Source organism: Roseixanthobacter psychrophilus, assembly GCF_043195195.1.
GTDB lineage: Bacteria > Pseudomonadota > Alphaproteobacteria > Rhizobiales > Xanthobacteraceae > NCEH01.
Genome location: NZ_JBAFWT010000021.1, coordinates 1 through 17,443, shown reverse-complemented (window position 1 = coordinate 17,443; position 17,443 = coordinate 1). Strand labels below are relative to the sequence as shown.

The 17,443-nt window shown below is 64.2% G+C and carries 17 protein-coding genes; 12 read left to right on the top strand and 5 right to left on the bottom strand.

Annotation, left to right across the window (positions count from 1 at the left end; all coding sequences use genetic code 11):
- The first annotated feature begins 35 nt into the window (after positions 1 to 35).
- The 5 genes from V5F77_RS17660 (at position 36) to V5F77_RS17640 (ending at position 5,478) form a co-directional block, all read left to right on the top strand.
- Positions 36 to 1,127 carry an ABC transporter ATP-binding protein gene (locus V5F77_RS17660; RefSeq protein ID WP_429006652.1) on the top strand — a complete coding sequence of 364 codons (1,092 nt, stop codon included), beginning with the start codon at positions 36 to 38 and terminating at the stop codon, positions 1,125 to 1,127.
- Positions 1,128 to 1,206: 79 nt separating this feature from the next.
- Positions 1,207 to 2,535 (top strand): ABC transporter substrate-binding protein, encoded by a 1,329-nt coding sequence (locus tag V5F77_RS17655; RefSeq protein WP_429006651.1) that lies wholly within the window; start codon positions 1,207 to 1,209, stop codon positions 2,533 to 2,535.
- A gap of 114 nt (positions 2,536 to 2,649) precedes the next feature.
- On the top strand, positions 2,650 to 3,510 hold the full coding sequence (locus V5F77_RS17650) for a carbohydrate ABC transporter permease (protein WP_429006650.1): 861 nt from the start codon (positions 2,650 to 2,652) through the stop codon (positions 3,508 to 3,510).
- Positions 3,511 to 3,515: 5 nt separating this feature from the next.
- Entirely contained in the window at positions 3,516 to 4,343 is an 828-nt protein-coding gene (locus tag V5F77_RS17645; RefSeq protein ID WP_429006649.1) for a carbohydrate ABC transporter permease, read from the top strand.
- Positions 4,344 to 4,398: 55 nt separating this feature from the next.
- Positions 4,399 to 5,478, top strand: a complete 1,080-nt coding sequence (locus V5F77_RS17640; RefSeq protein WP_429006648.1) for a glycerol dehydrogenase — start codon at positions 4,399 to 4,401, stop codon at positions 5,476 to 5,478.
- A 111-nt stretch (positions 5,479 to 5,589) separates the two neighbouring features.
- On the opposite strand, the gene sdhC is transcribed toward V5F77_RS17640, so the two are convergent.
- Positions 5,590 to 5,979 (bottom strand): succinate dehydrogenase, cytochrome b556 subunit, encoded by a 390-nt coding sequence (sdhC, locus tag V5F77_RS17635; RefSeq protein WP_429006647.1) that lies wholly within the window; start codon positions 5,977 to 5,979, stop codon positions 5,590 to 5,592.
- A 137-nt stretch (positions 5,980 to 6,116) separates the two neighbouring features.
- Here sdhC and V5F77_RS17630 point away from each other — a divergent pair, with 137 nt between their 5' ends.
- Positions 6,117 to 6,671 (top strand): TetR/AcrR family transcriptional regulator, encoded by a 555-nt coding sequence (locus V5F77_RS17630; RefSeq protein ID WP_429006646.1) that lies wholly within the window; start codon positions 6,117 to 6,119, stop codon positions 6,669 to 6,671.
- Between the two features lie 137 nt (positions 6,672 to 6,808).
- Here V5F77_RS17630 and V5F77_RS17625 read toward each other — a convergent pair whose 3' ends face one another.
- Together V5F77_RS17625 and V5F77_RS17620 are read right to left on the bottom strand one after the other, a co-directional pair.
- The gene (locus tag V5F77_RS17625; RefSeq protein ID WP_429006645.1) at positions 6,809 to 8,062 is read right to left on the bottom strand and encodes a Zn-dependent hydrolase; all 1,254 of its coding nucleotides are present in this window, start codon (positions 8,060 to 8,062) and stop codon (positions 6,809 to 6,811) included.
- 134 nt (positions 8,063 to 8,196) lie between these two features.
- Positions 8,197 to 8,856, bottom strand: a complete 660-nt coding sequence (locus tag V5F77_RS17620) for a GntR family transcriptional regulator (protein WP_429006644.1) — start codon at positions 8,854 to 8,856, stop codon at positions 8,197 to 8,199.
- 112 nt (positions 8,857 to 8,968) lie between these two features.
- Here V5F77_RS17620 and V5F77_RS17615 point away from each other — a divergent pair, with 112 nt between their 5' ends.
- Genes V5F77_RS17615 through V5F77_RS17590 form a run of 6 tightly spaced genes read left to right on the top strand, consistent with a single transcriptional unit; the run spans position 8,969 to position 14,812 of the window.
- Positions 8,969 to 9,376: a cobalamin B12-binding domain-containing protein gene (locus V5F77_RS17615; protein ID WP_394083697.1), complete on the top strand. Its 408-nt coding sequence runs from the start codon at positions 8,969 to 8,971 to the stop codon at positions 9,374 to 9,376.
- 14 nt (positions 9,377 to 9,390) lie between these two features.
- A complete protein-coding gene (locus tag V5F77_RS17610) occupies positions 9,391 to 10,824 on the top strand; it encodes a phenylacetate--CoA ligase family protein (protein WP_429006643.1) in 1,434 nt (477 codons plus the stop codon).
- The gene (gene meaB / locus V5F77_RS17605; RefSeq protein WP_429006642.1) at positions 10,824 to 11,810 is read left to right on the top strand and encodes a methylmalonyl Co-A mutase-associated GTPase MeaB; all 987 of its coding nucleotides are present in this window, start codon (positions 10,824 to 10,826) and stop codon (positions 11,808 to 11,810) included. Before V5F77_RS17610 ends, meaB begins: the two co-directional genes overlap by 1 nt.
- A complete protein-coding gene (locus V5F77_RS17600; protein WP_429006641.1) occupies positions 11,797 to 13,485 on the top strand; it encodes a methylmalonyl-CoA mutase family protein in 1,689 nt (562 codons plus the stop codon). The genes meaB and V5F77_RS17600 overlap by 14 nt, the downstream gene beginning before the upstream one ends.
- A gap of 2 nt (positions 13,486 to 13,487) precedes the next feature.
- The gene (locus tag V5F77_RS17595) at positions 13,488 to 13,766 is read left to right on the top strand and encodes a hypothetical protein (RefSeq protein ID WP_429006640.1); all 279 of its coding nucleotides are present in this window, start codon (positions 13,488 to 13,490) and stop codon (positions 13,764 to 13,766) included.
- Positions 13,763 to 14,812: a gamma carbonic anhydrase family protein gene (locus tag V5F77_RS17590; RefSeq protein WP_429006639.1), complete on the top strand. Its 1,050-nt coding sequence runs from the start codon at positions 13,763 to 13,765 to the stop codon at positions 14,810 to 14,812. The genes V5F77_RS17595 and V5F77_RS17590 overlap by 4 nt, the downstream gene beginning before the upstream one ends.
- A 229-nt stretch (positions 14,813 to 15,041) precedes the next feature.
- Here V5F77_RS17590 and V5F77_RS17585 read toward each other — a convergent pair whose 3' ends face one another.
- Positions 15,042 to 16,247, bottom strand: coding sequence for an ABC transporter substrate-binding protein (locus V5F77_RS17585; RefSeq protein WP_429006638.1), 1,206 nt, complete (start codon positions 16,245 to 16,247; stop codon positions 15,042 to 15,044).
- Positions 16,248 to 16,745: 498 nt separating this feature from the next.
- Positions 16,746 to 17,443 (bottom strand): hypothetical protein (locus V5F77_RS17580; RefSeq protein WP_429006637.1); only part of this gene is annotated, 698 nt, incomplete at its 5' end.

The window sequence follows — 17,443 nt, the reverse complement described above, 5'->3', positions numbered from 1 at the left end:
TGCGCGCCTTTCCCCTTTCGAGAAGCGAGTGACACATGGGACGGGTGAGCCTGAAACAGGTGCGCAAAGCCTATGGCGCGGCGGTGGCCGTGCACGGCGTGGACCTCGACATTGCCGATGGAGAATTCGTGGTGTTCCTCGGCCCCTCCGGCTGCGGAAAATCCACCACCCTGCGCATGGTCGCGGGCTTGGAGGAGATCACCTCCGGCAGCGTGGAGATCGGCGGGCGCGACGTCACCAAGCTGGAGCCGAAGGACCGGAACATCGCCATGGTGTTCCAGAACTATGCGCTCTATCCCCACAAGACCATCTACGAGAACCTCGCCTTCGGCCTGCGCATGCGCAAGATGGAGCGCGAGGAGATCGACCGCCGGGTGAGGGCGGCCTCCACCATGCTGGGGCTCGATCCCTATCTGGAGCGCAAGCCCAAGCAATTGTCCGGCGGGCAGATGCAGCGCGTGGCGCTCGGCCGGGCGCTGGTGCGCGACCCGCAAGTGTTCCTGCTGGACGAACCGCTCTCCAACCTCGACGCCAAGCTGCGGGTGCGCATGCGCGAGGAAATCGCCCGCCTGCACCAGGAGGTCGGCACCTCCATGATCTATGTCACCCATGACCAAGTGGAGGCGATGACGCTCGCCAACCGCATCCTGATCATGCGCGATGGGCACGTGCAACAGGTGGGCGCGCCGCTGGAGGTCTACGACCGGCCGGCGAACCAGTTCGTCGCCGGCTTCATCGGCTCGCCGGAAATGAACTTCCTCGACGGGCGCATCGAGGGCGGGCGCTTCACCGCCGCCGGTTTCTCCCTGCCGCTGCCGGACGTTGCGGCGCGCGAGGGCGCCGAGATCGTGCTCGGCGTGCGGCCGGAACATATCCGCGTGGGGGAAGGGCCGGGCGCCCATGCCTTCCACGTGGCGGTGATCGAGCAGCTCGGCGCGCAGACGCTCTGCATCGGCGAACTCAACGGGCTGCGCCTGCGGGTGCTGATGGACCGCTCCGACCAGATCCGCCACGGCACCAGCCTGCCGGTGTCGTTCCAGGCGGAGCGGCTGCACGTGTTCGACAAGGCCACCGGCGCGCGGCTGAACGCAGGGCGTGCCGCAAGCGGGCACAGACCGGCTGCGTAAAACCACAGCCGCGCACGGAATATCGCGTCACGCGTAAGTCAAAGGCCAAAAAGGCCGGACCATAGGGAGGAACGCCACCATGGACGAGACCAAGACCACTTCCGGCGGCTTATCCCGCCGCTCGCTTCTCAAGGGCGCCGGCGTCGCGGCGGCGGGGCTCGCGGCGGGTGCCATCGGCGCCCCGGCGGTGCACGCCCAGGGCACGAAGACCATTCGCTTCCTCAATACCGAGACCTCCATCGACAGCATCCGCGCGCTGAAGGTGGCGGCGGCCGAATATGAAAAGCAGTTCGGCACCAAGGTGGTGATCGATTCCGTGCCGCTGGACGGCGCCTTCACCAAGGTGACCACCTCGCTGCGCGGCGGCACGCCCTATGACATCGCCACCTTTGCCTTCGTCGGCCACGTGCTGATCCTCGCCTCCGAGGGGCATCTGATGCCGCTCAACGAATTGACCGACAAGTACAAATGGGGCCCGAACATTCTCTTCCCCATCGACGGGAAGGTCTATTGGTATCCCTACGACTATAATCTCGCCTGGATTTATTATCGCAAGGACCTGTACGAAAAGAAGGGCCTCTCCGTGCCCAAGACCTGGGACGGCTTCCTGAAGAACGCGCAGGAGCTGAACGGCGACGGGCGGTTCGGCGCGCTCTATCCCATCGGCTCCAACGGCGCCACCAACTGGCTCTCGCCGGGCTTCATGTGGGCCGAGGGCGTGAAAATCTTCGACGACAAGTGGAACATCGTGTTCGACAGCGCCGACATCGGCCCGCGCGTGACGCGCTATCTCGATTTCTTCGGCGAGCTTTACAAGACCATGCCACCGGGCACCAGCCAGGCCAGCTTCGGCGAGGTGCTCTCCAATTTCACCTCCGACAAGGTGGCCCATTCCGCCTATGCCGGCCGCATGATCGAGACCCTGGAGCGCAATGCGCCGCAGCTCGCCGACAAGTACGGCATCATGCCCTATATGGATTCCGCCGGGAAACATCAGGCGGTCAACCACGGATATGACGGCTGGGTGGTGCTGAAGACCCCGAACTCCGATGAATCCATGAAGTTCATGAAGTGGTTCACCGAGACCCAGTACATCAACTTCCTGCACACCGCGCCGCTGCACTTCCAGCCGCCGCGCCTCGACGTCTATGAGGATCCGCGCTGGCGCGCCCATCCGCTGATCGAGAAGCACAATGCGGCGGTGGAGACCATGCGCTCCTTCCTCACCGACAAGAACATGATTCTCACCTCCATCGACACGCAGGGGCCGAAGCCGGACCTGCGGCCGGGCAAGATCTTCGAGGCCTTCGTGTTCCCGGAGATGTTGCAGAACAAGTGTCTCAAGAACATGGCTTCCGCCGACTGCGTGAAGATCGCCGCCGACAAGATGCGTCAAGTGATTGCGTAAGGTGATCGCTTAGCGCTTCGTCGTCCGGCCCAAGCGCGCCGTCCCTCTCCCGCCTGTGGGGAGGGGCGGCGCTCGCGACGATGTCTTCTCCCAATCTTCTGCGAGGCGCCCGAGGTGAGTTCCAAAGCGACGATCTATTCTTTCCTGGGGCTCGGGCTCGCCGTGACGATCCTGCTGATCGTGGCGCCGGTGGTCTATGCGATTTCGCTGAGCTTCTACCAGATGGATTCCTTCGTCGGCACGCCGAAATGGGTGGGCGCCGACAATTACATCCGCGTGCTCTCGCAATGGAGCTTCTGGCATGCGCTGATCAATGGTTTCGTCTATTCCTTCGGCACCATCATCTTCCAAGTGGTGCTGGGCATCGGCTTCGCCCTGGTGCTGAACCAGGTGTTTCCCGGCCGCAACATCGTGCGCGGGCTCTCCATCCTGCCCTATCTTCTGCCCACAGTGGTCGTGGTGCTGACCTTCAAATGGATGGTCGACGGCTCCATCGGCGTGCTCACGGCGGCGATCGCCGCGCTCGGCCTGCCGCCGGTGCATTGGTTCGAAAGTCCGGGCGCGGCCATGGCCTCGGTGATCCTGGTGAGCGTGTGGATGTGGACGCCGTTCGTCACCACCACCTTCCTCGCCGCCCTGCAGACCGTGCCGGCCTCGCTCTATGAAGCCGCCAAGGTGGACGGCACCACCGCCGTCCAGCGTTTCTTTCACATTACCTTGCCGATGCTGAAGCCGATCCTCACCGTGATCGTCTTGCTGCGGGCGGTGTGGATGTTCAACAAGTTCGACGTGATCTGGCTGCTCACCCAGGGCGGCCCGGTGGGCGCCACCGAGCATCTCGCCATTCTGTCCTACCGCACCGCCTTCTCGCTGTTCGATATCGGCGGCGGCGCGGCCATCGCCACCATTTCCTTCCTTATCCTGTCGGTGACGGTGTTCATCTATTTCCACCTGTTCCCGCTGGATACGGAGTGAAGCTCATGGTCCGCTCCCTGCCTGGCCGCCTCGCGCTCTATCTCGCGGCGCTCGTCATCGCGATCTATTCGGCCTTCCCGATTTACTGGATGGTGGTGTCCTCGTTCCGCGCGCCCGGCGTGCTGCTCACCAGCACGTCGCTCGTCCCGGGGCCGTTCACGCTCGAATATTATTGGAACCTGCTGGAGCTGACGGATTATCCGACGCAATTCATGAATAGCGTGATCGTCGCGGTGGTCACGGTGGTGATCACCATGGTGTTCTCCATCATGATCGCCTATTCGGTCACGCGCCAACGCATGCCTGGCAAGAAGCTGATCGTCGGCGCGATGCTCTATGCCTATATGTTCCCACCGCTGCTGATCGCCATTCCGCTATTCTCCTTCTTCGCCAAGGTGGGGCTGGGCGATACGCTGACCAGCGTCATCGTCTCCCATCTCACCCTCACCCTGCCGCTCGGCGTATGGTTCCTGTGGGGCTTCTTCAAGAGCATGCCGTTCGAGCTGGAGGAGGCCGCCATGGTGGATGGCTGCACCCGCATCGGCGCGTTCCTGCGGGTGGTGCTGCCGCTGTCGCTGCCGGGGCTGATCACGGTCGCCATCTTCTCCTTCCTGCTGTCGTGGACCGACTACACCTTCGCCCTCATCATGATCGGCTCGGACGCCAACAAGACGATCCCGGTCGGGCTCGCCTCCATGGTGGGTTCGTTCGATCTGCGCTGGGGCGAGATCATGGCCGGCTCCACCTTGATCGCGCTGCCGCTGTTCGGCGCTTTCGCCCTGCTCAGCCAATATTTCATCCAGGGCCTGGGCGCGGGTGCGGTGAAGGGCTGATGGCAGGTTTCCCGGCAAGGCCCGGCCGCGCGCCGGGCATCTCCACAGGTGGTTCATGACGCTTCGCGCTTTCGGCTCGCCCCATCGCTATGTCCAAGGTCCGGGCGCGCTGGCCCGATTGGGCGAATTCGCCGCCCTCTACGGGCGCCGACCGTTCGTGGTGGCCGATGCGGTGGTCACCCAATTGCTCGGCGCGCGGCTGTGCGCGGAACTCGCCGGCTGCGAAGAGGCACACGTCGCCGCATTCGCGGGGGAATGCACGGCGGGCGAGATCGACGCCTTGGCCGCGCAGGCGCGGGCGGCCGGCGCGGACCTGGTGATCGGGGTCGGCGGCGGCAAGGCCATCGACACCGCCAAGGGCGTGCGCATGGCGCTCGGCGTGCCGGTCATCATCGTGCCCACCATCGCCTCCAACGACAGCCCCACCTCGCGCCTCGCGGTGCTCTACACGCCGGAGCACGTGCTGTCGGAAGTGCGGCTCATGAGTGCCAATCCCGACGTGGTGCTGGTGGATACGACGGTGATCGCAAAGGCCCCCGCGCGCTTCTTCGCGGCCGGCATCGGCGATGCGCTGTCGAAGAAATTCGAGGTGGAGCAATGCCACCGCGCCGGCGGGCTGAATTTCTACAAGGCCCGGCCGACCCGTCTCGCCCTGGTGGCGGCGGATGCCTGCTACCGCACCATCCGCGCCGAGGGCGAGGCCGCGCTGGCGTCGGTGGCGCGCCATGAGGCCGACGCGGCGGTGGAGGATGTGGTGGAGGCCACCATCCTGCTCAGCGGGCTCGCGTTCGAGAGCGGCGGCCTCTCCATCGCCCATTCGCTGACGCGCGGCTTCTCCGCCATCGCGGACATGGGCCGCGCGCTGCACGGCGAGCAGGTGGCGTTCGGCCTTCTGGTGCAATTGGCCGCCGAGGGGCGCGACGATGCCTTCCTCGCCGATGTGCGGGCGTTCTGCGTGCGTCTCGGCCTGCCGGTGTCGCTCGCCGCGTTCGGCATCGGTGATGTGGCGGCGGCGGTGGAGCGGATCGTCGAGGTGTCGTGGGAGACCGCGCCCTATATCCGCAATTTCGCCGCGCCGATCTCGCCCGACGTGCTGAAGCAGGCGTTCGCGCGGGTGGAGCAGGGCGCGGGCTGAGGGGTCGGTTCCGACGGGTTTTCTTCCGCGTTGCAAAAGTCAGAAATTCAAGCGTCGCTTTAATCGTAACTTTCGCGAGGTTTGAACGGAGGCAACCGAGCCCGGTGTTCTCTACGTCAGCCAAATGTAAAGCCACAAACAAACAGTAAGAGTTATCGAGCTAACAAACGTGGCTGTGGCCGAGTGACGCGAAACAACACGCCCAAAACCGGTTCCGGTATCCATAAAGAGGTGCCTGACGCCCGAGGCCATGTGTTGGAACACTGCCCATGTCAGGCCAATCAGGATGAATTGCCCAAACCAGCTTCCGGCAAATGAGCAAAAGACCGCATATTCATCCGGGCCCGATGCCAATGACACCAGAAACCAGGTGAACATCAGCATTCCGACAAAGTACAGACCAACCCCGGTTATGCGATGCGTGATCGAGGCAATGGCCGGTATCTGCCAACGCCAGATGGTCAGATGTGGCGACTGGGGGCGATGGCGCGGGTTCGGCACAAACGGTCCTACTCTGCAGCACGGGAATCATATCCGTTGCGCATCCAGATACACTGTGTATCTGGATGCGGCAATGCTAATCTACCGGTATGAAGCCGACCAAAGCGAGAAAACCGCGCCTGACGCGGACAGAGAGCATGGCGCTTACGCGCGAAAGGCTGCTCGATTCCGCCCTGAAGACCTTCTTGCAGGAGGGCTATTCCAGAGCAACGATCGAAGTCATTTGCGAAGAGGCGGGGTACAGTCGCGGCGCGTTCTATGCGCATTTCACTTCTAAAGAAGATGTGTTCCTTGAGATTATCGCCTCTCAAGCCGACACGATAACGCCGATCCTGATCAAGCGTATCGAGATGGCTTCTTCTACATCCGGACTGATCGAGATCGTGTCGGAATGGGCGGAAGAGCGCAGCCAGACCCAAAGCTTGGCCGTCCTGATGTTCGAGGCGATGCAGCAGGCGCGGCGAAACGGCACCTTGGACGAACGGTATGCGGCGCTCTTCAGCAAGAACTGGCGTAGCATCGGTGAAGCCATGCGGCCGTTCTTTCCCGACCATCGGTTGCCCTGCACGCCCGAGGAAATCGTTGCGATCATTGTAGCGCTGTCTTACAGCCCGGTCGTCAGTGGTGCGAGTGGGCACAAGGCCGGCAGGCTGGTGGAGTTGACGCTAAAGGCGTTGATGCAACAGGCCTGATTTACCAAGTTTGAACGCCTGGTTTTGCGCGCGCATGGGGGCAAAAATCCTAAGTTCAGCGACAGATTGCTCGGCGCTGAAAAATGAGAGAATTTTTGTCGCAGAACTCGGGCCGGATGGTTCGCTCCCCGCGCCTCCTATCCCTTCGCCTGCGCCTCCAGCTTCGCGTCGAAGGCGAGCACCGCATTCAGCAGCACCGCGGCGCCGGCGGCGCAATCGGCCGGCGAGGTGTCTTCCGCCTCATTGTGGCTGATGCCGTCCTTGCAGGGCACGAACACCATGGTGGTGGGCGCGACGCGGGCGACATAGGCGGCATCGTGCCCGGCGCCCGAGACGATGTCGCGATGCCCGTAGCCGAGCGTCTCCGCCGCCGCGCGGATGGTGGAGACCAGGCTCTCGTCGAAATGCACCGGCGGGGCGTTCAGGATGCAGTCGAGCTGGAGGGTCAGGCCGAGGGCGGAAATCGCCGCCTCGATCTTCGCGCACAGCTCGGCATGCATGGTGTCGAGCACGCCTTGGTCGGGATGGCGCATCTCGATGGTGAGGAAGACTTCGCCCGGAATGACATTGCGCGAATTGGGCTTCACTTCCATCAGCCCGACCGTCGCCACCGCCAGCGGAGGATGGGCGAGGCCCACCGCATTGACGATCTCCACCACCTTGGCGGCGCCGAGCAGCGCATCCTTGCGCCGCGCCATGGGCGTGGTGCCGGCGTGGGAATCCACCCCGGTGATGGTCGCTTCGTACCAGCGGATGCCCTGCACGCCGGTGACCACGCCGATGGTCTTGCCCTCGGCCTCCAGGATCGGCCCCTGCTCGATGTGCAGTTCGAACATGGCCGACATGGGATGGCCGCCGAGCGGCTTCTCGCCGCGATAGCCGATGGCGTCCAGCGCATCGCCGAAGCGGATGCCCTCGCGGTCGCGCTGGTCCATCACATAGTCTTTCTCGAACACCCCGGAAAAGCCCCCCGAGGCCAGCATGGCGGGGGCGAAGCGGGAGCCTTCCTCATTGGTCCAGTTCACCACCTCGATGGGCGCCAGCGTCTCGTAGCCGCTCGCCTGCAGCGCGCGCAGAACCTCCAGCCCCGCCAGCACGCCCAGCACGCCGTCGAACTTGCCGCCGGTGGGCTGGGTATCGAGGTGCGAGCCGATGCAGATGGGGGGAAGGGCATTGTCGCGGCCGGGCCGGCGCGCGAACATGTTGCCGGCTTCATCCACGGAAACGGTGCAGCCGGCGGCGATGCAGGCGTCCTTGAACCAGTCGCGGACCTGCCGGTCCTCCTCGGTCAGGGTGAGGCGGTTGATGCCGCCCTTCTCGGTGCCGCCGAAGCGAGCGGTTTCCATGAGCGCGGCCCAGAGGCGGTCGCCGTCGATCGTCAGATTCGCCATTATTCAGGTTCCGTTGGGGTCGGATCGGTTTGCAAAACCGGAGGCAATGCACGTGCCACGCACGCGCATGCACGGGTCCGTACTGCCGGGCGCGGGGGGATGCCTCTCTTTTGGGCGCCGCGTGCGGGCACGGCTCAGGTGATGTCCTTATCGCCCATCATCACGCGGCGGTAAGCGCCGACCAGATGGTTGCGCATCAGTTCGGCGGCGACTTTCGCTTCGCCGCGGATCATGGCCTCCAGGATCTCCTCATGCTCGCGCCACACGCGGATGGAGAGGCCGGGAAAGGAGAGGATCTCGCCCATGGCGCGGCGCAAATGCTGCCAGTTCAGGCGCATCGTATCGATGACCAGGGAATTGCCCGAGAGGTCATAGATGAAGGAGTGGAACTCCATGTCGGCATGGACCACGCCCTTCTGGTCGTTGGCGAGCACCAGATTGCGCCCGTGCACCACCAGGTCCCGCCCCTTGCGGATGTGCTCCGGCTTGAGATGGGCGGTGGCCAGCTCGGCTGCCAGGGGCTCCACGGCGGAGCGGAATTCGTAGATCGCCTTCAATAATTCGGGCTGCACCGGCGCGACGGAAACGCCGCGCTTGCCCGATTCGATAACGAAACCCTGGGAGCGCAGGATCACCAAAGCATGGGTGACCGGCTGGCGCGAGACATTGAGGCGCGCGGCGATGTCCTCCTGCGTCAGGCGCTCCCCCGGTTTCAGGGTGCCGTCGCAGATGGCGTCGAGAATGACGTCGTAGGTCTGTTCGACCAGTCGTTTCGGTGCGGCCAGAGATTCCATCAAATCTGCATATCCCGTGTGCGCGCCGTTTTCCATCTTGACCATCTCGCGGGAACCTGCGACCGTTTGTTGAACTCGGAATTCAGAATTCAATAATAGGACGGGGATGGAAATGGCTCAACCGATTCGGGTGCTTCTCGCCAAGGTGGGACTCGACGGACACGACCGCGGCGTAAAGGTCGTTGCCCGTACCCTGCGCGATGCGGGGATGGACGTGATCTATTCCGGCCTGCACCGCACGCCGGAGGAAGTGGTCACCGCCGCGATCCAGGAGGACGTGGACGTGCTCGGCGTCAGCCTGCTGTCGGGCGTGCAGCTCACGGTGTTTCCGAAGATCTTCAAGCTCTTGAGCGAGAAGGGCGTGGACGACCTGATCGTGGTCGCCGGCGGCGTGATGCCGGACGAGGACGTGGTCGCCTTGAAGGAGATGGGCGTGAAGGAGGTCCTGCTTCAGGACACGCCGCCCGCCGCCATCGTCGCCACGTTGGAACGGCTCGTCACCGAGCGCGGCGCGCGCTGAGCCCGGAGGGCCCCATGGAAGACTGGTCCTTCCCGCCGCGCTATGACGAAACCTATCTGCCGCCGTCCGACGCGCGACATTGGTTTCCCAAGCGCGAAACCATGCATCCCGCCGACCGCGAGGCGGCGATCCTCGCCCGCCTGCAGCAGGTCTGCGCTTATGCCTATGACAGCTCCCCGTTCTACCGGCGCAAATGGGACGAAGCGGGCTTTCACCCCTCGCACCTGAAGTCGCTGGAGGATTTCGAGGACAAGGTGCCGGTCGTCACCAAGGCGGATCTGCGGGCCAGCCAGGCAGCGCATGCCCCGTTCGGCGATTATCTGTGCGTGCCCGACGCGGAAGTCTTCCACGTGCACGGCACCTCCGGCACCACCGGACGGCCCACCGCCTTCGCCATCGGCCGCAACGATTGGCGCGCCATCGCCAATGCCCATGCCCGCATCATGTGGGCGATGGGGCTGCGCCCCGGCGACATGGTTTGCGTCGCCGCCATCTTCAGCCTCTACATGGGCTCCTGGGGCGCGCTCGCAGGGGCCGAGCGGCTCGGCGCCAAGGCGTTCCCGTTCGGCGCCGGCGCGCCGGGCATGAGCGTGCGCTGTGCCCAATGGCTCGCCGCCATGAAGCCGGCCGGCTTCTACGGCACCCCCACCTATGCGCTGCACCTTGCGGAAACCGCGATCAAGGAAGGTCTCAATCCGCGCGATTTCGGCCTGCGGGTGATGTTCTTCTCCGGCGAGCCCGGCGCCTCCATTCCCGGCGTGCGGGACCGCATCGAGGATCTCTATGGCGCCAAGGTGTTCGACAGCGGCTCCATGGCCGAGATGACGCCCTGGATGCATGTGGGCGGCTCGGCGCAGACGCCCGGCATGCTGTGCTGGCAGGATGTGGTTTATACGCAGGTCTGCGACCCCCACAGCTTCCGCCGCGTGCCCTATGGCGAGCGGGGAACCCCAGTCTACACCCATCTGGAGCGCACCTCCCAGCCCATGATCCGCCTTGCCTCGGGGGATCTCACGCTGTGGACCGACGAGCCCAGCCCCTGTGGGCGCACCTATCCGCGCCTGCCGCTCGGCATCTTCGGGCGCATCGACGACATGTTCACCATCCGCGGCGAGAACGTCTATCCAAGCGAGATCGATTCCGTGCTCAACCAGACCGCCGGCTACGGCGGCGAGCACCAGATCGTCATCACCCGCGAAGCCACCATGGACGAACTGGTGCTGCGGGTGGAGGCGGACGCGATGACGCTCGCCCTTGGCCGCGACCATATGGAAAAATTCCGCGGCGACATCGCCAGATCCATGCAGAAGCTGCTCGGTCTGCGCACCGTGGTGGAGATCGTGGAAGGCGGCACGCTGCCGCGCACGGACTTCAAGGCCCGCCGCGTGGTGGACGACCGCGCCGTGTTCCGCGACATGCACGCCCAGCTTAAAGCGGGGGGTGCCTGATGGGCCGCTATGTTCCCTCGCTGGAGCTGATCCCACGCGTGGAAGCCGGCGAGATGGGCGCCATCGGCCGGCTCATCTCGCGCGCGGAATCCGGCACGCCGGAAGCGCGCGAAGCGCTCGCCACGGTCTATCGCCGCGCCGGCAAGGCCCATGTGATCGGCATCACCGGCGTGCCCGGCTCGGGCAAGTCCACCCTCGTCGCCCATTTCGCCAAGCTCCTGCGCGAGCAGAACCTGAAGGTGGGCATCGTCGCGGTGGACCCCTCCAGCCCGTTCTCCGGCGGCTCGATCCTCGGCGACCGGGTACGCATGACCGAACTCGCCACCGATCCCGGCATCTACATCCGCTCCATGGCGACACGCGGCGCCATGGGCGGCATGGCCCGCGCGGCCCTGGACGCGGTGGACATCCTCGATCTCGGCGGCTTCGACACGGTGATCATCGAGACCGTCGGGGTGGGGCAGGACGAGGTGGAGATCGCCCGCGCCTCCCACACGACGGTCGTGGTCTCCGCCCCCGGCCTCGGCGACGAGATCCAGGCCATCAAGGCCGGGATACTGGAGATTGCCGACATCCATGTGGTGTCGAAATGCGACCGTTCCGACGCCAACCGCACGCTGACCGATCTCAAGAGTATGCTCACGCTCGGCGCCCTCACCTCCGCGAAGGGGGAATGGGCGGTGCCCGTGGTCGGCGTCTCGGCCATCAGCGGGGAGGGGTTCGCGCAGCTCCTCACCAAGGTCCAGGCTCATCGCCGCGTCGCCTTCGAGACCGAGACCGGCCTCGCGCGGCTCGCCCGCATCGCCCGCTTCCGCCTCGTGAAGACGGCGGAAAATCTCCTGATCGAGCGCTTCACCGCTGCGGCGGAGCGCCTGGCCCCGAAGCTCTCCGCGCGCCTCCAGCGCCGCGAGAGCGATCCCTACACCCTTGCCAACGAGATGCTGCTCTCGTCCGCCCAGAAGGAACTCGCAGATGAGCATGCTTGAGACCCGCACCCTCGCCAAGCTCAGCGATGATGTGCGCGACTGGGAAGAAAACGAAGTCGCCGCCTTCCTGAAGAAGCAGGCGGAGCGCAAGGAGCAATTCTTCACGCTCGGCGATTTCCCGGTGAAGCGCACCTATACCGCCGCCGATCTCGCGGAAACCCCGCCGGAGGATATCGGCCTGCCGGGCCGTTATCCCTTCACGCGCGGCCCCTATCCCACCATGTACCGTTCCCGCAACTGGACCATGCGCCAGATCGCCGGCTTCGGCACCGGCGAGGATACGAACAAGCGCTTCAAATACCTGATCGCCCAAGGCCAGACCGGCATTTCCACCGATTTCGACATGCCGACCCTCATGGGGTACGACAGCGACCATCCCATGAGCGAGGGCGAGGTGGGGCGCGAGGGCGTCGCCATCGACACGCTGGAGGACATGGAGGCCCTGTTCGAGGGCATCGACCTTGAGAAGATCTCGGTCTCCATGACCATCAATCCCTCGGCCTGGATACTGCTCGCCATGTACATCGTGCTGGCGGAAAAGCGCGGCTACGATCTGAACAAGCTTTCGGGGACCGTCCAGGCGGATATCCTCAAAGAATACATGGCGCAGAAGGAATATATCTATCCCATCGCGCCCTCGGTCCGCATCGTGCGCGACTGCATCACCCACTGCGCCAAGACCATGAAGCGCTACAATCCGATCAACATCTCGGGCTACCATATTTCGGAAGCCGGTTCCTCGCCGGTGGACGAAGTGGCGTTCACCCTCGCCAATCTCATCGTCTATGTGGAGGAGGTGACGAAGACCGGCATGCATGTGGACGAATTCGCCCCGCGCCTCGCCTTCTTCTTCGTCTGCCAGGCCGATTTCTTCGAGGAAGTGGCGAAGTTCCGCGCCGTGCGGCGCTGCTATGCCAAGATCATGAAGGAGCGGTTCGGCGCCAAGAACCCCGAGAGCATGCGCCTGCGCTTCCATTGCCAGACCGCCGCCGCCTCCCTCACCAAGCCGCAATACATGGTGAACGTGGTGCGCACGGCGCTGCAGGCGCTCTCGGCGGTGCTGGGCGGGTGCCAGTCGCTGCACACCAACGGCTTCGACGAGGCCTTTGCGATCCCCACCGAGGAAGCCATGCGCATGGCCCTGCGCACCCAGCAGGTGATCGCCGAGGAAAGCAACGTCACCCAGGTCATCGATCCGCTCGGCGGCTCCTATTTCGTGGAGGCACTGACCACCGAGTACGAAAAGCGGATCATGGACATCATCGCCGAGGTGGACGAGCGAGGCGGTGCCATCAAGCTGATCCAGGAAGGTTGGTTCCAGAAGCGCGTCGCCGACTTCGCCTATGAGACCGCCTTGCGCAAGCAATCGGGCGAGAAGCCGGTGATCGGCGTCAACACCCTGGTGGAGACGGAGGAGGTCCACGACATCGAGACCCATCCTTACGATCAGACCACCGCCGAGCGGCAGGTTTCGCGCACCCAGCGCATCCGCCGCGAACGCGATAATGTGAAGGTCAACGCGTTGCTGGAGCGCCTGGTCGAGGTGGCCAAGGACGACACCCAGAACATCATGCCCGTCACCATCGACCTGGTGCGCGAGGGCGCGACCATGGGCGACATCGTGGAGAAGCTGAAAGGTGTGTGGGGGGTCTATCGCGAAACCCCGGTCTTCTGACCATGCGGCTGAAGCGGGACGAAGTGAAAGCCGCGCGCATGCGGGCGCGCGGCGGCGACGTGGGGGCGGCGCGCCTGCTCCTGGCGCATAGCGTCGCGTGCGGGCATGAGCGGTTGGCCTTGCGCCGCTATTTCTTCGCGCGGATGCTGGGGGCACGCGATCTCGCCGAGTTCGAGCCCTTCTGCGGCCAGGTGGCAAACCGCCTCGCGGAGGACGAACTTAAAGCCATGGCCCGTGATGCCGTGGTATTGGCGGATCGCCTGCAAGGGAGCACCGCATGAGTGACCTGTTGTCCACCCCGCCCTTCATCCTGCCCTATCACGGCATTCTGCCTGTCATGCCCGATCTGCGCCATGCCGGCGCGCGTTCCGCCGTGATCGGCCGGGTGACGCTCGGGCCGCGCGCCTCCCTCGGCGCGCTCGCCTTGCTGCGGGCGGACGGGCATGTGGTGGAAATCGGCGCCGATTTCTTCATCGGCGATCGCGGCACCGTGCATATCGCCCATGAGCTTTATCCCGCCTTGATCGGTGATCGCGTCACCGTGGGACGCAACGGCGTGGTTCATGCCTGCACCGTGGGCAATGACTGCGTGATCGAGGAAAATGCCGTCATCCTCGATGGCTCGGTGGTGGAAGACGGGGTGATCCTGGAAGCGGGCGCCGTCGCCTTCCCGCGCTCCAAGCTGGAGGCGGGCATGGTCTATGCCGGCATTCCGGCAAAGCCGGTGCGCCCTGTGGAGCCGGGCGAGATCGCACGCCGCGCCGCGCTGGTGAAGGCGGTGCCGAGCGAGCGGCTTGCGCCGCCCCGCGCGCCGGCAAAGCTGGAGATCGATCCCACCACCTTCATTGCCGCAACCTCCACGGTGGCCGGCACGTTCCGGGCCGGCGCGCATTCCAGCGTGCTGTTCTCCTGCGAGCTGGATGCCGGCGACAGCGAGATCGTGCTGGGCGAGAATTCCAACATCCAGGACAACACCATCATCCGCTGCACCAGCGGGCCGTTCGTCATGGCCGCCGACGCGGTCATCGGCCACAATGTGATGCTGGAGAATTGCACCATCAGCACCGGCGTGCTGGTCGGCATGGGCAGCCATGTGGCGGCGGGCACGGTGTTCGAGCCCGACGTGCTGCTGGCGGCCGGTGCGCGTACCGAGCCGGGGCAAGTGCTGGAAGGCGGCTGGCTTTGGGGCGGCAGCCCCGCCCGCAAGATCTCGCCCATGGATGACCGCAAGCGCAGCATGATCCCCTGGATCATCGGCACATACTGCGAATACACCGCCGACTTCCTGGCGAGCCAGACCAAGATGCAGGCCAAGGTCTCCGCCTGAGGGCACCTTATCCCGCCTCCGCCCCGGGGAAGGCATCGCGCCGCGCCGGGAGCCTGCGTGGAATGGCTGCACGACGGGCCAACTTCTCCCTCTCTTAGTCCGCTCCCGTCCCTTTCCTCCCCGTAAGCGGGACAGGAAAGGGAGGGGCGTTTTGCAGAGATGCCATCATGGCCGGACTGAACCCGGCCATGATGCGCGTTCCCGTGCGCGCCTCTACCTGGCGCCGCGGTCAGCTCTTGACCAGCGGGCAGTTGCCTTCGCTCATGGGGCGGAAAGCTTCGGCTGCGGGGATGGTGGCGAGGGTCTTGTAGATGTCCCATTCGCCCTTGGATTCTGCCGGGGTCTTCACCTCGAACAGATACATGTTGTGGATGTGGCGACCGTCGGCCCGCACTTCGCCCTTGCCGAACAGCGGATCGTCGGTGGGGATCGCCTTCATCTGCGCCACGACCTTGGCCGAATCCTTGGACTTTGCCGCTTCGACCGCCTTGAGATAATGGGTGAGCGCGGAATAGACGCCGGCATGCACCATGGTGGGCATGGCGCCGTTCATGCGTTCGCCGAAGCGCTTGGAGAAGGCGCGGGTGCCTTCATTCTGGTCCCAATAGAAGGCTTCCGTCAGCACCAGCCCCTGCGCCACCTTCAGGCCGAGCGAGTGCACGTCGGTGAGGAAGATCAGCAAGCCCGCGAGTTTCTGGCCGCCCTGGGTGATGCCGAATTCGGACGCCTGCTTGATGGTGTTGGTGGTGTCCGCCGCTGCATTGGCGAGGCCGATCACCTTGGCCTTGGAGCCCTGCGCCTGTAACAGGAAAGAGCCGAAGTCCGAGCCGCCCATGGGGGCGCGGGCATTGCCGAGCACCTTGCCGCCGGATTCCGTCACCACCTTGGCCGTATCGCGCTCCAGCGCATGGCCGAAGGCATAATCGGCGGTGATGAAGAACCAGGTATCGCCGCCCCGCTTCACCATGGCGCTGCCGGTGCCGTGGGCGAGCGACCAGGTGTCGAACGTCCAGTGGATGGTGTTCGGCGCGCATTTCGGCCCGGTGAGGTCGGACGTGCCGCCGCCGGAGACGATGAGGATCTTGTTCTTCTCGCGGGAGACTTCGTTGACAGCGAGAGCGACGGCCGAGTTCGGCACGTCCACGATCATGTCCACGCCGTCCTCGTCATACCATTTGCGGGCGATGGCCGAGCCGACGTCCGCCTTGTTCTGGTGGTCGGCCGCGACGATCTCCACCTTGAGGTCGGGATGGGTCTTCTTGAAATCCTCCACCGCCATCTGGGCCGCGACGACAGAGCCCTGGCCGGCAAAATCGGCATAGATTCCGGTGCGGTCGTTGAGCACGCCGATCTTGATGGGGGGCAAGGTCTGGCTGAGGGCAGGCCCGGCCACGACGGCGCATAGGGCCGCGATCACGAGGCGTGATGCGATCATGAGTTTTCTCCCGCTTGATCTTTGTTTTCGGCTTTGGCGAGCCTTCACTGAATTCGGAATTCAGTGTTCAGATCGTGGCTGAAATGTCAGGGGAGTCAACCGCTCATGGCGTGTATCGCGCGAATTAAACGCGCCGCGAGATAGAAAATGCGTGAGAAGAAACATGCCCATAGGTCATGCCAGGGAGAGAATGGAATTTAGATCGCGGTCTCGGCGAGGGGCGTGCCAATGGGGTAAGCGCATCTTTGGCGGCGATTCGCGTGCATATGCATTCGGAAGAGGCTCTTTCCCTTCGAAAGCGAGCTGACGGCCCTTGGAGCGTTGCATCCGCCCGAAGGCCGCGGTGGATGCGCCGCCCTGTCGCGGCACCAGCCAGACGCGGCTCAGGATCAAGGGCGAGGTTGGTGCACGCTCAGCATTGGCCTGTGGAACGCATCGCATGGCCGAGATGCCGGACGTCACTTTGCGTTCCGACATCCACCGTAATCCCTCCACCCCTTATTGCGACCAGGCGTCGCGCAATACGATCTTTTTAATTATATATGACGCACTGGGAATATCCGAAATGATAGAAATCTCGTGTCCAGATCCTGAGAAGTAATAGGTCCGTGTCACGTCCCCCAGCGGGAGTTCCGCTACCGGATTGCCGTCGACCATGATCTTCAACGCTCCAACCGACCGCGTCGCTGTAGAGGCCCGGGCAGAAATCCGCCCCGAGAAATTGCTTATGGCTGCGGGAAGGCGCAGCATCGCATCTGGTGCCAGAGGCGTGACCCTAACAACGCCGCCTTCGACTTTGGCCACAACTTCCGCCGCCAAGCCCGATGCTCTGGCATGCTCCGCTATGTCGGTTGGAGAGTAAGTGAATGCGGTTGGATTTCCCGCAGTGTTCAAGGCTTGTCCTGCTTCTTTGAAGCGCTTGAGGATATTCCTTTCGCCCTGCGGCGGGCGATACGAATATATGACTTCCTCCGGCGGCGACTGAACCATAACGTCTCCCACCTCCAATCCCTGGAAGCGTGGCGGATAAGGGCGTTTCTTGGGTGAGGCGACTGCTTGCGGTGTGAAGGAGATATGGCCCGACTCTGATGGAGCGATATCCTTCGATAGGTTAACCAGCCGGGCCTCAAAGTCTCGCGTCGAATAGGGAACAATATCAAAATCTTCCAGCGCCTCTCCCGTTCCGCTGATTTTCG

Bases quoted from the DNA above. Each gene is read 5' to 3' on its own strand.
- V5F77_RS17660 (WP_429006652.1), top strand. From the start codon at position 36: ATGGGACGGGTGAGCCTGAAACAGGTGCGCAAAGCCTATGGCGCGGCG.
- V5F77_RS17655 (WP_429006651.1), top strand. From the start codon at position 1,207: ATGGACGAGACCAAGACCACTTCCGGCGGCTTATCCCGCCGCTCGCTT.
- V5F77_RS17645 (WP_429006649.1), top strand. From the start codon at position 3,516: ATGGTCCGCTCCCTGCCTGGCCGCCTCGCGCTCTATCTCGCGGCGCTC.
- V5F77_RS17640 (WP_429006648.1), top strand. From the start codon at position 4,399: ATGACGCTTCGCGCTTTCGGCTCGCCCCATCGCTATGTCCAAGGTCCG.
- V5F77_RS17630 (WP_429006646.1), top strand. From the start codon at position 6,117: ATGGCGCTTACGCGCGAAAGGCTGCTCGATTCCGCCCTGAAGACCTTC.
- V5F77_RS17625 (WP_429006645.1), bottom strand. From the start codon at position 8,062: ATGGCGAATCTGACGATCGACGGCGACCGCCTCTGGGCCGCGCTCATG.
- V5F77_RS17620 (WP_429006644.1), bottom strand. From the start codon at position 8,856: ATGGAATCTCTGGCCGCACCGAAACGACTGGTCGAACAGACCTACGAC.
- V5F77_RS17615 (WP_394083697.1), top strand. From the start codon at position 8,969: ATGGCTCAACCGATTCGGGTGCTTCTCGCCAAGGTGGGACTCGACGGA.
- V5F77_RS17610 (WP_429006643.1), top strand. From the start codon at position 9,391: ATGGAAGACTGGTCCTTCCCGCCGCGCTATGACGAAACCTATCTGCCG.
- meaB (WP_429006642.1), top strand. From the start codon at position 10,824: ATGGGCCGCTATGTTCCCTCGCTGGAGCTGATCCCACGCGTGGAAGCC.
- V5F77_RS17600 (WP_429006641.1), top strand. From the start codon at position 11,797: ATGAGCATGCTTGAGACCCGCACCCTCGCCAAGCTCAGCGATGATGTG.
- V5F77_RS17595 (WP_429006640.1), top strand. From the start codon at position 13,488: ATGCGGCTGAAGCGGGACGAAGTGAAAGCCGCGCGCATGCGGGCGCGC.
- V5F77_RS17590 (WP_429006639.1), top strand. From the start codon at position 13,763: ATGAGTGACCTGTTGTCCACCCCGCCCTTCATCCTGCCCTATCACGGC.
- V5F77_RS17585 (WP_429006638.1), bottom strand. From the start codon at position 16,247: ATGATCGCATCACGCCTCGTGATCGCGGCCCTATGCGCCGTCGTGGCC.